At 71.1% G+C, this 14,386-nt stretch carries 14 protein-coding genes; 6 read left to right on the forward strand and 8 right to left on the reverse strand.

Annotation, left to right across the window (positions count from 1 at the left end):
- The first annotated feature begins 21 nt into the window (after positions 1–21).
- Entirely contained in the window at positions 22–291 is a 270-nt protein-coding gene (locus ACR3ZA_RS12165) for an HPr family phosphocarrier protein (protein ID WP_473662203.1), read from the forward strand.
- A 58-nt stretch (positions 292–349) separates the two neighbouring features.
- Here ACR3ZA_RS12165 and ACR3ZA_RS12170 read toward each other — a convergent pair whose 3' ends face one another.
- Positions 350–1,396, reverse strand: a complete 1,047-nt coding sequence (locus ACR3ZA_RS12170) for a substrate-binding domain-containing protein (protein ID WP_473662204.1) — start codon at positions 1,394–1,396, stop codon at positions 350–352.
- Positions 1,397–1,491: 95 nt separating this feature from the next.
- Here ACR3ZA_RS12170 and ACR3ZA_RS12175 point away from each other — a divergent pair, with 95 nt between their 5' ends.
- Genes ACR3ZA_RS12175 through ACR3ZA_RS12185 form a run of 3 tightly spaced genes read left to right on the forward strand, consistent with a single transcriptional unit; the run spans position 1,492 to position 4,456 of the window.
- Positions 1,492–2,676 carry a Gfo/Idh/MocA family protein gene (locus tag ACR3ZA_RS12175; RefSeq protein WP_473662205.1) on the forward strand — a complete coding sequence of 395 codons (1,185 nt, stop codon included), beginning with the start codon at positions 1,492–1,494 and terminating at the stop codon, positions 2,674–2,676.
- Positions 2,673–3,383: a ThuA domain-containing protein gene (locus tag ACR3ZA_RS12180; RefSeq protein WP_473662206.1), complete on the forward strand. Its 711-nt coding sequence runs from the start codon at positions 2,673–2,675 to the stop codon at positions 3,381–3,383. The genes ACR3ZA_RS12175 and ACR3ZA_RS12180 overlap by 4 nt, the downstream gene beginning before the upstream one ends.
- Positions 3,353–4,456, forward strand: coding sequence for a Gfo/Idh/MocA family protein (locus tag ACR3ZA_RS12185; RefSeq protein ID WP_473662207.1), 1,104 nt, complete (start codon positions 3,353–3,355; stop codon positions 4,454–4,456). The genes ACR3ZA_RS12180 and ACR3ZA_RS12185 overlap by 31 nt, the downstream gene beginning before the upstream one ends.
- 9 nt (positions 4,457–4,465) lie before the next feature.
- Here the strand turns inward: ACR3ZA_RS12185 and ACR3ZA_RS12190 are convergent, their stop codons facing one another.
- The 7 genes from ACR3ZA_RS12190 to aroA all read right to left on the reverse strand — a co-directional run bounded on the left by ACR3ZA_RS12190 (position 4,466) and on the right by aroA (position 13,451).
- Positions 4,466–5,833, reverse strand: a complete 1,368-nt coding sequence (locus ACR3ZA_RS12190; protein WP_473662208.1) for an amidohydrolase family protein — start codon at positions 5,831–5,833, stop codon at positions 4,466–4,468.
- A gap of 183 nt (positions 5,834–6,016) precedes the next feature.
- Entirely contained in the window at positions 6,017–7,291 is a 1,275-nt protein-coding gene (locus tag ACR3ZA_RS12195) for a glycosyltransferase (RefSeq protein WP_473662209.1), read from the reverse strand.
- A gap of 47 nt (positions 7,292–7,338) precedes the next feature.
- Positions 7,339–9,534 carry a GH92 family glycosyl hydrolase gene (locus ACR3ZA_RS12200; RefSeq protein WP_473662210.1) on the reverse strand — a complete coding sequence of 732 codons (2,196 nt, stop codon included), beginning with the start codon at positions 9,532–9,534 and terminating at the stop codon, positions 7,339–7,341.
- Positions 9,535–9,677: 143 nt separating this feature from the next.
- A complete protein-coding gene (locus tag ACR3ZA_RS12205; protein ID WP_473662211.1) occupies positions 9,678–10,187 on the reverse strand; it encodes a septum formation family protein in 510 nt (169 codons plus the stop codon).
- Between the two features lie 62 nt (positions 10,188–10,249).
- The gene (locus ACR3ZA_RS12210) at positions 10,250–11,041 is read right to left on the reverse strand and encodes an inositol monophosphatase family protein (protein ID WP_473662212.1); all 792 of its coding nucleotides are present in this window, start codon (positions 11,039–11,041) and stop codon (positions 10,250–10,252) included.
- Positions 11,038–12,057 carry a ribosome small subunit-dependent GTPase A gene (gene rsgA / locus ACR3ZA_RS12215; protein WP_473662213.1) on the reverse strand — a complete coding sequence of 340 codons (1,020 nt, stop codon included), beginning with the start codon at positions 12,055–12,057 and terminating at the stop codon, positions 11,038–11,040. Before rsgA ends, ACR3ZA_RS12210 begins: the two co-directional genes overlap by 4 nt.
- Entirely contained in the window at positions 12,054–13,451 is a 1,398-nt protein-coding gene (gene aroA / locus ACR3ZA_RS12220) for a 3-phosphoshikimate 1-carboxyvinyltransferase (protein ID WP_473662214.1), read from the reverse strand. The genes rsgA and aroA overlap by 4 nt, the downstream gene beginning before the upstream one ends.
- Positions 13,452–13,544: 93 nt before the next feature.
- On the opposite strand from aroA, the gene ACR3ZA_RS12225 reads away from it, so the two are divergent.
- The gene (locus ACR3ZA_RS12225; protein WP_473662215.1) at positions 13,545–14,144 is read left to right on the forward strand and encodes a sigma-70 family RNA polymerase sigma factor; all 600 of its coding nucleotides are present in this window, start codon (positions 13,545–13,547) and stop codon (positions 14,142–14,144) included.
- Positions 14,141–14,380 (forward strand): zf-HC2 domain-containing protein, encoded by a 240-nt coding sequence (locus tag ACR3ZA_RS12230; RefSeq protein ID WP_473662216.1) that lies wholly within the window; start codon positions 14,141–14,143, stop codon positions 14,378–14,380. The genes ACR3ZA_RS12225 and ACR3ZA_RS12230 overlap by 4 nt, the downstream gene beginning before the upstream one ends.
- Positions 14,381–14,386 lie beyond the last annotated feature (6 nt).

A 14,386-nucleotide genomic window follows, 5' to 3' on the forward strand; every position in this document is an offset into this window, starting at 1 on the left:
CATCCCGTTCAAGGAGTCATCATGGCTGAACGCCACGCCACCATCGCCAGCGCCTCGGGCCTGCACGCCCGCCCCGCGAAGATCTTCGTCGAGGCCGTGCTGGCGCAGCCGGTCCCCGTCACGATCGCCGTGGAAGGGGGCAAAGACCTCAACGCGGGCAGCATCCTCTCGCTCATGAGCCTGGGCGCAGGCGCCGGAACCGTCGTCGTCCTGAAAGCCGACGGCGACGGGGCCGACGCCGCGCTCGACGCGCTGGTCACCCTGTTGGAAACGGATCTCGACGCCGAATAGCGCGCTCGAGTCAGGCACGGATGCTGCGGCCCCACGAGGGGGACGGTCGCGGCATCCGTCAGCCGCGCGCCGCGTCGCTGGTGGCTTGCGACGCGGCGCGTGTCGTTCCGCGCACCACCAGGCGCGTCGCGAGTTCGATGCGGTCGAACGAGGTCAGCGTGCCGCTCCGGAGCTCGCCGAGCACGTCGACCGCGCGCGCGGTCATCGCCTCCACCGGCTGGTGGATCGTGGTGAGCGCGGGGTCGTGACGCGCGGCGGCGGGGGAGTCGTCGAAGCCCACAACGCCGAGCTCCTCGGGGATCGCGATCCCGAGCTGCCGGGCGGCAGCGCACGCGGCGAACGCGATCTCGTCGTTGCACGCGAACAGGCCAACCGGATCGGCCCTGCTCGGTGTGAGGCGCGTGAGCTCTCGGGTCAGATCGCCTCCCCACCAGAGGGTTTCGATCCGGACCACCTCGGCGCCCGGCATCCGCGCCTGGATCGCCTCCCGGAATCCCTGTTCGCGCGCGCGTCCGAAGCGATACTGCGGCACACCGGTGGCGACGACGAACCGCCGGGCGCCGGTGGTCGCCAGATGCATTGCCGCCTGGGCGCCGCCCTGCCGATCCGTCGTGCCGACGCTCGGGAGTTCGCCGCGCGGATCCGACCGCGGGTCCAGCAGCACGACCGGGATGTTGAGCCCTCGGATCTCGTCGAGCTGGCGCTGCGTGGGCCGGAACAGCCCCAGAATCGCGCCGGCCGGACGGCGTGCCGCGAGTCGAGTCGGCCAGTCGTCGGCGGGGTCTTCGCGCTCGTGGGTGAGCACGAGATCGAAGCCCCCGCGGAACGCGGCCTGATGCGCGCTCGCGATGACGCGATCGGTCCATGAGTCGGTGAAGCTTCCGAGCACGAGTTCGATCAACCGCGGGTCGAGTCGCGGCGGGCGACCCCGGTTCGTCGCCGCGCGCTGGTAGCCGAGTTCATCGGCCGCCTGCAGCACCCGCTCTCGCGTGCCGCGGGCCAGGTCGCCGCGCCCGGCCAGCACGCGCGACACGGTCGCGATCGACACCCCGGCGGCGGTCGCGATCCTCGCCATCGTGGCCGGGTGCTCCCGCTTCTGCGTCATTCGGGCCTCCCTCCCCGTTATTTTTGCGCAACAACTGGGTGCGGCGCGACCACTCGTGGCAGGGTCGTCCTTGCCAACGATGGAGGAGGACGCAGATGACGTCGGCACCGCTGGGAATCGCGCTCATCGGCACGGCGTTCATGGGCCGGGCGCACTCGCAGGCCTGGCGCACCGCCGCTCGGTTCTTCGACCTCCCGGTGGAGCCTCGACTCGACCTGCTCGTCGGCCACGACCCGCAGCGCACCGCCGAGCGCGCCCGCCAGCTGGGCTGGAGCCGTGCCGCCACGGACTGGCGGGCCGCGATCGACGACCCCCGGATTCAGGTCATCGACATCTGCACGCCGGGCGACACCCACGCCGAGATCGCGATCGCCGCGCTCGAGGCCGGCAAGCACGTGCTGTGCGAGAAGCCGCTCGCCAACTCGGTGGCCGAAGCCGAACTGATGCTCGAGGCCGCGACGCGCTCCGCGGGCGTCGCCATGTGCGGCTTCAGCTACCGCCGCACGCCCGCGCTCGCCCTGGCGCGCCAGTACGTGGCCGAGGGGCGACTCGGCGAGATCCGGCACGTGCGCGCGCAGTACCTCCAGGACTGGCTCCGTGACGCCGAGGCCCCCCTCACCTGGCGGCTCGACAAGGCGAAGGCCGGCTCCGGGGCGCTCGGCGACATCGGCGCTCACAGCATCGACACCGCGCAGTGGCTCACGGGGGAGCGCATTCTGAACGTCTCGGCGACGCTCCGGACGTTCGTCACCGAGAGACCGGAGCGCAGCGAGACCGTGGGGCTCGGCGGGGCCGCCCAGGCGGGGGCCGCGCGCGGCCCGGTCACCGTCGACGACGCGGCGGCGTTCACCGGATCGTTCTCCAACGGTGCGCTCGGCGTGTTCGAGGCCACCCGGATGGCGACCGGGCGTCGCAACGCCAACCGGATCGAGATCAACGGCGAACTCGGCTCGATCTCGTTCGACTTCGAGCGGCTGAACGAACTCGAGTACTTCGACGGGCGAGGGACGGACACTGTCGCGGAGGGCTTCCGCCGCATCCAGGTGACCGACGCCGTGCACCCGTACATGGCCAACTGGTGGCCGGCCGGCCACGGGATCGGCTATGAGCACCTGTTCACGCATCAGGTCGTCGACTTCGTGCGGGCGCTGACCGGCGACGGAGCCGCGTCGCCGGACTTCGCCGAGGCGCTCGACGTGCAGCGCGTGCTCGCGGCCGTCGAATCCAGTGCCGCGCGCGACTCGATCTCCACCCCGGTCGAAAGGACCCCCGCACGATGACGCGCAACGCCCTGGTCGTTCGCGGTGGCTGGGAAGGCCACCACCCGGTCGAGAGCACGGAGCTCTTCATTCCGTTCCTGGAGGCGGAAGGCTTCGCCGTGCGCGTGGAGGAGACGACCGCGGTCTACGCCGACGCCGACGCGCTCGCGCGCATCGACCTGATCGTGCAATCGGTCACGATGTCCGAGATCGCGGCCGAGGAGGTCGCCGGACTTCGGGCCGCCGTCGCGGCCGGCACCGGCCTCACCGGGTGGCACGGCGGCATCGCGGACTCGTTCCGCGCCTCGTCCGACTACCTTCAGCTGATCGGCGGGCAGTTCGCGACGCACCCGAGCAAGCACCCCGCGGAGCTCGTCGACGGCGAGCAGTCCAACAACTACCTGCCGTACACGGTCGAGTTCACCGAGTTGGGGCGCCGGCACCCGGTCACGGAGGGGATCGCTGACTTCGAGCTGGTGACCGAGCAGTACTGGGTGCTGCACGACGACCTCAACGACGTGCTGGCGACGACGACGCATCCGGCCCCGGAGTGGCACCCGTGGCACCGGCCGATCGTCTCGCCGGCGGTCTGGACGCGACTCTGGGGCGCGGGCCGCATCGTCGTGACGACGCCCGGACACAGTCTTGACGTGCTGGAGAACCCGCACGTGCGCACCATCATCGAACGGGGAATGCTGTGGGCGACTCGCACCGCATCGGAATCGTAGGACTCGGCAACATCTCGCGGGCGTACCTCGAGACGCTGAGCGAGGTCGAATCGCTGACGATCACGGCGGTGGCCGATCTGGATGCGACCCGTTCCGCCGAGGTGGCTCGGGAACTGCCCGCGGCGCGTGCACTCAGCGTCGCCGACCTCGTGAGCGACGCCGAGGTCGACACCGTGCTGAATCTCACCATCCCGGCAGCGCACGCCGAGGTGGCACTCGCCGCGATCGGCGCGGGCAAGCAGGTGTACGGCGAGAAGCCGCTCGCAGCGAGCTTCGCCGACGGCCAGGCGATGCTGCGCGCCGCTGAGGCCGCCGGAGTCCGGATCGGCGGGGCGCCCGACACCGTGCTCGGCACCGGCACCCAGACGGCGCGCGCCGCGATCGATGACGGGCTCATCGGGACCCCGCACGCCGCGACCGCGGTGATGATCACGCCCGGTCACGAGCGCTGGCACCCGAACCCGGACTTCTACTACCTCCCGGGCGGCGGCCCGCTGCTCGACATGGGCGTGTACTACATCTCGTCCCTGATCCACCTGCTCGGTCCTGTGCAGTCCGTCGTCGGCGCGGCGGCTCGCAGTCGGGGCACCCGCACCATCGGCAGCGGTCCGCGGGCGGGTGAGGTGATCCCCGTCGAGATCGACACGCACGTCACCGGGGTGCTGGAGCACGTGAGCGGCGCCCTGTCGACGCTCACGACGAGCTTCGACGGCACCGCGACCACCGCGGCCCCGATCGAGGTGCACGGCGAGCTCGGCAGCCTCGTGGTGCCCGACCCCAACCAGTTCTCGGGCGCCGTGCGCCTGCAGTTGACGGCCGAGCAGGGCGACTGGCGCGAACTGGAGGCGTCAGCCGGCTACGTCGACTCGGCGCGCGGCGTCGGGCTGCTCGACTTCGTGCGCGCCACGCCGGCGCGACCCGCGCGAGCGAGCGGCGAAATGGCGCTGCACACGCTCGAGGTCATGATGGCGCTGCTCGACTCGGCCGATCAGGGCCGGCGCGTCGAACTCACGACCACGGCCGCTCGGCCGCTCGCGCTCGAACTCGTGCCGCGTTCGGAGTGGATCCGGTAGCAGCCTGACTCAGGCAGGCCAGCCCGACTCGGCCACCAGCCGGGGGAGCGCCTCGTGCACCTTGGCGCTGGCCTCGGCGGCGAGCGGGTTCGTCGACACGCCCTCGGCGCTCGCGAGCCTGCCGCCGGTGTAGACCGCCTTCAGGTTGCGGGTCGTCATCGACAGCACGTAGTTGTCGATCGGGTGCCACAGCGGCCCGATGTCGGGCGAGCGCGGGTCGACGACGAGGAAGTCGGCGAACTTGCCAGGCTCGAGCGACCCCACGCGGTCGGCGATGCCGAGCACCTCGGCCGAGCCGCGCGTGTGCAGGCGCAGCATCTCGGCGGGCATCATGCTGCGCGGGTCGCCAGTGGCGGCGCGCTGCTGGAAGATGCCGATCCGCATGTTCTGCCACGGGTCGCTGACGTCGGTGCAGGCCTGGTCGTCGAGGCCGACGCCGATCGTCATGCCCTGCTCGCGCATCCGCCCGAGGTCGGCGATGCCGCTCGCCAGTCGGCCGTTGGAGGCGGGCTGCCAGCTCATGCCGGAGCCGGCTGCGGCGGCGCGGTCGATGATCTCGGGGGTGGTCTGGATGAAGTGGCCGAAGATCAGGTCGGGGCCGAGCGCGTTCGCCTCGGCGTACCACTCGAACTTGGAGCGCTGCAGCTCGACCTCGGCACGCGTCTCCAGGAAGTGCGCCTGGTTGATCAGCCCGAAGCGGCGCATCGCCTCCACCTCGAGCTCGGCGGCGTCGCGGCGCGGCGACCACTGCACGGCGCCGAAGACGGCGCTGCCGAGGCGGAGGGCCGGGTCGAGGGTGTCGTCGTGGGCGATGACCTCAGCGAGGCGCTCGAAGATCTCGTCGTCGGAGCCGACGGTGACATCCATGCCGACGGCGTTGACGAAGCGGATGCCCGCATCCGCCTTGGCGTCGGCCTGCCGGGTCAGGTACGCGGTGGGTCGCAGCTCGCCGGCGCCGCTGCGGGCGCCCTCGATCATCGGCTCCCAGGGCAGTCGGGGGTCGCAGAAGTCGAAGGCGGTCGTGACGCCGTTGCTGAGGAAGTCGAGCGAGCCGTGCAGCGTGCACCAGTACATGAGCTCGGCGGGCACCTTGCTGAAGAAGCCGAGCATCGAATCGCACCAGCCGTAGAGGGTCTGGTCGACGCCCAGCCCGCGGGTGGGGCCGGTGAACAGGTGCGAGTGCGCCGAGACGAAGCCGGGCGCGACGAAGGCGCCCGCGACGTCGAGGGTCTCCGTGCCGGCGGGAACGGCGGGCGGGGTGCCGGTTCCGATCGAGTCGATGCGGCCGTCGTCGCCGACGAGCATCCACCCGTCGTCGAGCACATCGGGGCCGCTGGCGGCGACGGGAATCAGGCGGGCATGGATGACGAGGAGCACCGCCTCAGTATCCTCGCGCGCCGCGTCCACCACGTTGCGCCCACATTTCCACCACGTTGCGCCGCCCCGCCCCGCCCCATCCATCCCGAGCGCTACCGAAACTCACGAACGCTACCGAAGTTCCGGTAGCGCTCGCCCGTTTCGGTAGCGCTCGGCGGAGGGGGAGGGGGGAGGGGGAGGGGGTTAGGCGGGGAGGGGGGCGGGGGCGAAGAGGTTGTCGAAGACAGCGGTGCGGTCGAACTGGAGCGCGTGGGCGCGGGCGGCCGCGGCGCTGGAGGCGAGCGCCTCCGCGTCGAGGGCGAGCGCGGCGCTCAGCGCTTCCGCGATCGCACCCGGATCCTCGACCGGCACGATCATCGCGTGGTCGCCGACCGCCTCGCCGATGCCGCCCGCGAGCGTCGTGATCACCGGGCCGCCACCGGCGAGCATCTTCTCGGCGAGGGCGATGCCGAAGGTCTCGACGAAGTCGGGGCTGGGCTTGCTCGGCAGCGCGTACACGGCGCAGGCCTCCATCAGGTGCGGCTTCTCGGCGTCGCCGACGTCATCGAGGAAGCGGATGCGGTCCGCCAGCGGCGAGGCCGCCGCCAGGCCGTGCAGGCGCTCGGCATCGGGCCCGCGGCCGGCGATGATCAGCTCGATGTCGTCGTCGAGGCCCGCGCGTTCGAAGCCCTCGATGAGGTCGTCGACGCCCTTGGCGGCCTGCAGTCGCGACAAGAACAGCACGTAGCGGTTGCGGCGCAGCCCGCGACGCGCGAGCACCTCGTCGGTCTCAGCCGGGTCGAGGTCGAGGTAGGCGGAGGCGTCGATCGCGGGGTAGGAGATGGTGATGCGCTCACGGCACTGCTCGGCGAAGCGCGTCCCGTGGCGCACGTCGAGCTCGGCGGCCGCCTCGACGATCATCTCGCGCGTGTACTCCGACACGGCGACGCACCGATCCTGGTTGAGGTAGGCGCTGAAGATCTGCGCGGCGGCCCCGTAGGCGTCCTGGTCGAGGCTGGAGCGCACGACGTTGGTGATGTCGCTGCCCACCGCCTCCGCGATGGTGGTCACATCCACGGGAAGGCCGGTCGCCTGCGCGATGCGCACGGCGTCCGAGACGGCGAGGGTGTGCGGGCTGAGGTACAGCGAGAGGGCGGTGGTCGGCACCCCGTCGGTGAACAGTTCGACCAGCCGGCCGGTGATGCCGGCCAGGTACCGGCCGTCCGGCACCTTGTAGTCGCCGACGGGGTCGGGCCGTTCGACATGGATGCCGGGGCTGTAGGGCAGCACGCTGTCGAGCGGCTTCAGCGGCAGGCCGCTGGTCTCGAGCCGGTCGAGCGGCCAGGTGACGATGCGCACCTCGTCGAATCCGCGCTCCAGGGCCGCTTCGGCGAGGTTGCGGCCCTCCACGGAGTGGCCGCAGATGACCGGGTCGGCCCGGTTGACGATGACGAGGCGGTTGCGAGGTTTCGTAGTCATGAGTGGATCCTTCGGTGCGTATGGATGCGAGCGCGTCGTGTCGGAGGTCAGGCCAGCGGGTGGGAGGGGGGCCGATGCAGGCGCCCCCAGTCGGTCGGTTCGGCGCCGAGGCGAAGAAGCAGCTCGCCGCCGCCGTGGAACTCGTCGCCGCTGATCCAGCTGCGCTCGAGCGGATGCCCGTTGAGGGTGGCCGATTGCACGTACTGCACCGGTCCGCCCGCCTCGGGCTCGATGAACCCTTCGGTCTCGATCAGGAAGCGGCCGCCGACCACCGCGATCTCGGCGCGGCGGAAGGAGGGCGCGTTGACGAAGAACAGGTTCTGGCCGGCCGCCGGGAACACGCCGAGGCTCGCCCAGACGTACCACGAGCTCAGGCCGCCGGAGTCGTCGTTGCCGGGCAGACCGCCGCGGCCGACGCCGAACTGCTGCTGCACGATGTGATGGACGATCTCGGCGGTGCGGTCGGGGCGCCCGGCGTAGTGGTAGGTCCAGGGCGCTTCCATGTCGGGCTCGTTGTTGAGCCCTTCGAAGCGGCCGAGCGCGTAGCCGGCCTCCAGCTCCGCCGGCCCGGGCGCGACGCCCGGTTGGGTGACCGGCTCGGCGCCGTAGCCGAAGAACGCATCCGCGAGGGCGAGGTAGCCGTCGTCGCCCCCGGCCAGCGCGATGCGCGCCGCCATGTCGTGCTGCACCCGGAACGAGTAGTTGTGCTTGCTGCCCTCATAGAAGGTCGAGTCGCGCAGCAGCCCGCTCTCGGCGTCGTAGGCGTTCACCCACCGCTCGGCGAGGCGCGTGAACTCCTCGACGAGTGCGGTGTCGCCGACGACGTGCGCCACCTTCGCGGTGCACCAGTAGGCGAAGGCGATGTCGAGCGTGTGGCTGATCGGATGCGCCTCGCCGCGCAGCAGGAAGTCTTCGCCGTAGGTGCGCCGCAGGTCGTTGTGCATGTGGACGAGCGCCCACTCCCAGTCGATCCCGGTCACCCCGCGCTGGCACAGGTCGGCCAGGAAGGTGTGCGCCAGCGCGCTGCCCTGGCGCGAGAAGCGGTCGCTGCCGACCGCCATCCGGTAGCCGATCGGGAAGTTGCCCTCCTCCTCGGCGATCGTCAGCAGCGCGTTCGCGAGTTCGACGGCGCGCTCGGGATACAGCGCTCCGAGCAGCGGCAGCTGGGTGCGGTAGATGTCCCACATCGTGCTGATGTCGAAGACGAAGGGGCCCTCGCTCGGCCAGAACGGGCTCTCGCCGGGGGCGAGGCAGGGCTTGATGAGCGAGTGGTAGAGGGCGGTCGAGAACACCGTCTCGCGCTCGGCGCTGGGTGTCTCGATGGTGATCGCGTCGAGGTGCCGGCGCCACGCCTCCTGGGTGCGCTCGCGCCGCGAGTCGAAGCGGCGCGAGCTCGTGCCGCAGTCGGTGTGCAGGTTGCGCTTGGCCTGTTCGACGCCGCGCAGCGAGAACCCGATCCGCAGTTCGACGGTGTGATCCTCACTGCTCGCCCCCGCCCACATGAGTCCGAACGGACGGAGCGTCGTGGGGCGGATGTGGTCGAAGTCGAGCCGGGTGCCGCCGGGCATCAGGCGGCGGTCGTACCAGAGCATCTGGCGCCAGCTGTCGGCGTCGCACTCGACGTAGATCGACAGCGGGGCGCCCTCGACCACGATGGTGCCCTGCGCGACGCCGGGGCTGACGAGCTCCAGGTGCGCGCGCAGCGGCGTCGTGGCCGAGTGCGGGATCGCGAGCCCGCCGAGCGAGAAGTCGACGACGAGACGTGCGTTCGCGTGCTTCGGGAAGCGGTAGCGGTGCACGGCACTCTTGGGGCCGACGGTCAGCTCGGCGCGAATCCCCGAGTCGAGGGTGGCTGCGTAGAAGCCGGGGGCCGCCTCCTCGTCGCTGAGATTCCAGTGCCGCCCGAGCACGTCGAGCGGCTCCAGCATCGGGGTGACGCGGAAGTAGTTGTAGTACTTGCGGATCGCGCCGGTGCCGGACTGCTGGAAGTGGGTGAAGCCGGAGGCGACGGCGTCGTCGTGGATCGTCGTCGGCACGCCCTCGGTGTTGAGGTCGTAGCGCCCGTAGCCGGTGGGGTAGGCCCCCGAGTAGGCGCAGGTCGACACCATGCCGAGGGGATAGGTGGCGCCCGGGTGGGTGTTTCCGACCTGCGGCTTCGGCCACCACCAGGTCGCGGCGAGTCCGCTCTGGGCGGGAAGCGCCGTTACCTCGGTTCCGATGAACGGATCGACACGATCGATCATGTCCTGACGCTAAGCGGCGATTGTCTCGGGCGGATTACGGGAGTGTGACGATGCGGACAACCCCTCCGCGCGCTCGCGCGCACGAAAAGCGCTGGGAGCCTCCGTCGGGAGGCTCCCAGCGCCGCAGAGTTCGGGTGAACGCCCTAGCGCTGCGCGCCCTCGAGCGACCCGGTCACCTGACCGGCCGGGTCGTAGATGATGCAGAGGATCTCGCGATCGCCGCCGGCCCAGCTCTCGGCGGTCGGCGAGTAGTAGGTGGCGTCGAGCACCGACTCCTCGTAGGCGACTCCGACGAAGCTGTCGAAGGCGGTCACGCACGCGAAGCCCGCCTCGTCGGCGATGGCGTCATCGCCGGGGTAGTCGCCGTCGGCGACGATGTAGCTGTAGTAGGCCTCACTGTCGTGCGGCTCATCGCAGGAGACGATCGGCACCGTCTGGACCTCGCCGCTCACGTCGGCGTCGTTCAGGCAGTCGCCGACCGCGATCGAGAAGACGTCGGCGTTGTCGTTGCCCTGGGTGACGTTGCCGTCGTCGTCACGCTCCACTCCGCCGGTGAGCGTGTTGAGGATGCTGCAGCCGCTGAGCGCGAGGCCCGCGGCGAGGATCGTGGCTCCGGCGAGGGCGCGGAGCACGCGGGACTTCGTGGTGTTCATGGGGGACCTCACGTCCGATTCGGGGAACGGAGGTCGTCTCAGCTGCCTCCGACGCGCCCAGCCTAGCGAGTTGCGAGAATGTTGAGGAGATCCTCGTGAATCAGGCCGTTGGAGGCCAGCAGGCTGCCCGCGTCGAGTTCGCTGCCGCCCTCCATCGTGCTGACGGTGCCGCCGGCTTCGCGGACGATCGGGAACATCGGGGCGACATCCCACGGCTTCACGTCGAACTCGCCCGCCGCGTCGACCGCGCCCTCGGCCACGAGCATGTACGACCACAGGTCGCCGTAGGCGCGCGTGCGGTCGACGGCGCGACTCGCCGCGACGAGCTGATCGAGGCGACCCGCGTCGTCCCAGCCCTTCAGGCTGTTGTAGCTGAGGCTGGCCGCGGACAGGTCGTCGATGCCGCTGACGCGGATGCGTCGCGCCGGGCCGCCGTCCTCCTGCATCCAGGCGCCGTGGCCGGTGGCGGCCCACCAGCGCCGGCCGAGGGCGGGGGCGCTCACGACGCCGACCTCGGGAACCCCGTCGATGACGAGGGCGAGCAGGAGTCCCCAGTTGGGCACCCCGCGCACGAAGTTGGAGGTGCCGTCGATCGGATCCACGATCCAGGTGCGGCTGCCGCTGCCGCTGCGGCCGAACTCCTCGCCGAGTATGGCGTCGTCGGGCCGGGCCGCGTCGATGTGCTCGCGCACCATCTGCTCGACGCGCTTGTCGGCATCGGTGACCTGGCTGCGGTCGGGCTTCAGCTGGATGTCGAGATCCTGGGCACGGTAGCGATCCAGCGCGATGAGATCGGCCTCGCCCGCGAGGGTGAGGGCGAGCGCGAGGTCGTCGGCGAGCGAGTAGTCGGTCACGAACTCAGCGTAGCGAGGAGTCGCCGCAGCGAGTCGACTCGGGGGGCGCTCGCGGTGCCCGCCTCGATGGCCTCATCGAGGGCGCAGTCGGGGGCATCGTCGAGGTGGGTGCACCCGCGCGGGCACCCGGCGACGATCGGGGCGAGGTCGGCGAAGGAGCGGGCGATGTTGTCGGGGTTGACGTGGCCGAGGCCGAACGACCGCACGCCGGGGGTGTCGATGATCCAACCGCCGGTCGGCACGTGCAGCGACACGGTCGAGCTCGAGGTGTGCCGGCCGCGACCGGTGACGGCGTTGACGACGCCGGTGGCGCGGTCGGTGCCCGGCACCAGTGCGTTGACGAGCGTCGACTTGCCGACCCCGGAGTGTCCGACGGCGACGGTGCGGTGCCCGGCGAGCACGGGCGCCAGCTCGTCGAGCGGGAAGGCACCTTCGGCGCTGCGGAAAACGGGGATGCCGAGCCCCTCGAACAGCGCCAGGAACGGCTCCGGGTCGGCGAGGTCGGTCTTGGTGATGACCATCAGCGGGGCGATGCCCGCGTCGTAGGCGGCGACCAGATAGCGGTCGACGAGACGCGGACGCGGCTCCGGGTTGGCGGCCGCGACCACGATCAGCAGCTGGTCGGCGTTGGCGACGATGACCCGCTCGACCGCGTCGGTGTCGTCGGCGCTGCGGCGCAGCAGGGTCGCGCGCTCGCGGATCCGGACGATGCGGGCGAGGGTGCCCTCGTCGCCGGAGGTGTCGCCGACGACGTCGACGAGATCCCCGGTCACGATCGCCTGGTCGCGCAGCTCGCGCGCGCGGGTGGCGATCACTACGCGGTCGTCGCTGGTCTCCTCGTCGACGAGCACGGTGTAGCGTCCGCGGTCGACCGAGAGCACGCGGGCGACGACGGCGTCGTCATGGTCGGGGCGCGTCTTGGTGCGCGGCCGGTTCGCCTTCGGGTTCGGCCTGGCGCGGAAGGCGTGCTCGTCCCAGTCGTCGTCATCGTCGTCGTCCGGGGGCAGCCAGCTCATGCCGACGGGCTCCCTGCGCTGGCGACGAGCTTCGACCACAGCTCGGGGAACTCCGGCAGCGTCTTCGCGGTCGAGCCGATGTCGTCGACCTCCACGCCGTCGATGACGAGACCGAGCAGGGCTCCCGTCGTCGCCATGCGATGGTCGGCGAAGGCGCGCCAGGGTCCCGCGTGCATCCGTTGCGGGGTGATGCGCAGGCCGTCGTCGAGCACGGTCGCGGCGCCGCCGAGGGCGGCGAGGTCGTCGGCGAGGGCGGCGAGACGGTCGGTCTCGTGGCCACGCAGGTGCCCGATCCCGCTCAGCTCCATCGCGCCGTCGGCGACGGCCGCCAGCCCGGCGATCGTGGGAGCCAGTTCGCCGCCGATGGTGAGATCCAGGTCGTGCGCCGCCAGGGCGGCGCCCCCGCGCACCCCCACGCCGCCGTCGACGACGACCGTGTCGGTGTCGGTGCCGTGATCGTGCTCGCGCGTGACGGTGGCGCCGAACCCGGCGAGCAGGCGCGGCAGCTCGTCGCCGACCTGCGTCGTCTGGCGCGGCCAGCCCGAGATCGCAACGCGTCCGCCGGCGACGAGCGCGGCGGCGAGGAACGGTCCCGCGTTCGAGAGGTCCGGCTCGATGGTCACATCGCGGGCCGCGATCGGGCCCGGCGGCACGACCCAGACGCCGGCCTCGGGGGAGTCGACGACGACGCCGCGCTCCGCGAGCGTGTGGATCGTCATCTCGATGTGCGGCACGCTCGGCAGTCGGTCACCGGTGTGGCGCAGCGTGAGTCCGGCCTCGAAGCGCGGCGCGGCGAGGAGGAGTCCGGAGACGAACTGGCTGGAGGCGGAGGCGTCGATCGACAGTTCGCCGCCGGCGACGCGGCCGGTGGCGTGGATCGTGAACGGCAGGGCGCCGCGACCGTCGTCGCTGACCTCGATCCCGAGGTCGCGCAGGGCCTGGATCGTCGTGCGCATCGGACGGGCGCGGGCGTGCGGGTCGCCGTCGAGCGACACCGGTCCGAGGGCGAGAGCAGCCAGCGGCGGCACGAACCGCATCACGGTGCCGGCGAGGCCGCAGTCGATCGCGATCGCGCCGCGCAGCTCGGCCGGGGTGACGAGCAGGTCGGGACCGAACTCGCCATCGCCCGGGGTGTCCTCGATGCCCACGCCGAGCTGACGCAGCGCCTCGATCATGAGCGCCGAGTCGCGTGAGTGCAGCGGACGGCGCAGCAGCGACGGGCCGTCGGCGAGGGCCGCGAGCACCAGTTCGCGGTTGGTGAGGCTCTTCGAGCCCGGCAGGGTGAGGGTGACGTCGAGCGGACCCGAGGCGAGCGGTGCGAGCCACGGTCCGGGGGCGGAGTCCGTCACCGGGGCGAGTTGTTCGTTCCGGCCGGAATAGCTGATGAATCCCATTGGTTGTCAAGAGTATCGCTCGCGAGCAGAACGGAGGCGGCGGTGCAGGTTCTCGAAGCCCCCTCGGATGTGTCGACCGTAGACTCAGCAACGATGAGTGACGACGACACGTCTGCCGAACTGCGATCCCAGTTCGAAGAGCAGGCCATTCCGTTCATGGATCAGCTCTACGCGGCCGCGCTGCGCATGACGCGGAACCCCGCGGATGCCAGCGATCTGGTGCAGGAGACCTTCGTGAAGGCGTTCTCGGCGTTCGCGCGCTTCGAGCAGGGCACGAACCTCAAGGCGTGGCTGTACCGCATCCTCACCAACACGTTCATCAACAGCTACCGCAAGAACCAGCGCGCGCCGTACCAGGGCACCATCGACGAGCTCGAGGACTGGCAGCTGGGCTCGGCGGAGTCGCTCACGCAGGGCCGGATCACGCGCTCGGCCGAAGCGGAGGCGATCGATCATCTGCCCGACAGCGACGTCAAGGAGGCTCTCAACTCGATTCCCGAGGACTTCCGGCTCGCCGTCTATCTCGCCGATGTCGAAGGGTTCTCCTACCAGGAGATCGCCGACATCATGAAGACCCCGGTGGGGACCGTCATGAGCCGACTGCATCGCGGCCGCCGGCTCCTGCGCGAGCGCCTCGCCGACTACGCCGCCGAGCGCGGCTACACCACCACGAATACCGGGAGCACCTCATGACCGATTGCGGCTGCGACAAGGCCAAGGCCGAGCTGGAGGAGTACCTGCATCGCGAGTTGAGCGATGAGGACTTCCGCGACGTGTCGGAGCATCTCGAGAACTGCCCCGACTGCAACGGCGAGCACCTCGTCGGGTTGACGCTGCTGCAGAAGCTGCAGCGCTCCTGCCAGGAGAAGGCGCCCGACGAGCTGCGCCGGGCGATCTTGGATCGGCTGGACGGCGCCGCGACGCACTAGGCGCCG

The organism is Herbiconiux sp. J20-20, from assembly GCF_057365085.1.

Coding starts and splice junctions, on each gene's coding strand:
- ACR3ZA_RS12165 (WP_473662203.1), top strand. CDS start 22: ATGGCTGAACGCCACGCCACCATCGCCAGCGCCTCGGGCCTGCACGCC.
- ACR3ZA_RS12170 (WP_473662204.1), bottom strand. CDS start 1,396: ATGACGCAGAAGCGGGAGCACCCGGCCACGATGGCGAGGATCGCGACC.
- ACR3ZA_RS12175 (WP_473662205.1), top strand. CDS start 1,492: ATGACGTCGGCACCGCTGGGAATCGCGCTCATCGGCACGGCGTTCATG.
- ACR3ZA_RS12180 (WP_473662206.1), top strand. CDS start 2,673: ATGACGCGCAACGCCCTGGTCGTTCGCGGTGGCTGGGAAGGCCACCAC.
- ACR3ZA_RS12195 (WP_473662209.1), bottom strand. CDS start 7,291: ATGACTACGAAACCTCGCAACCGCCTCGTCATCGTCAACCGGGCCGAC.
- ACR3ZA_RS12200 (WP_473662210.1), bottom strand. CDS start 9,534: ATGATCGATCGTGTCGATCCGTTCATCGGAACCGAGGTAACGGCGCTT.
- ACR3ZA_RS12205 (WP_473662211.1), bottom strand. CDS start 10,187: ATGAACACCACGAAGTCCCGCGTGCTCCGCGCCCTCGCCGGAGCCACG.
- rsgA (WP_473662213.1), bottom strand. CDS start 12,057: ATGAGCTGGCTGCCCCCGGACGACGACGATGACGACGACTGGGACGAG.
- aroA (WP_473662214.1), bottom strand. CDS start 13,451: ATGGGATTCATCAGCTATTCCGGCCGGAACGAACAACTCGCCCCGGTG.
- ACR3ZA_RS12225 (WP_473662215.1), top strand. CDS start 13,545: ATGAGTGACGACGACACGTCTGCCGAACTGCGATCCCAGTTCGAAGAG.
- ACR3ZA_RS12230 (WP_473662216.1), top strand. CDS start 14,141: ATGACCGATTGCGGCTGCGACAAGGCCAAGGCCGAGCTGGAGGAGTAC.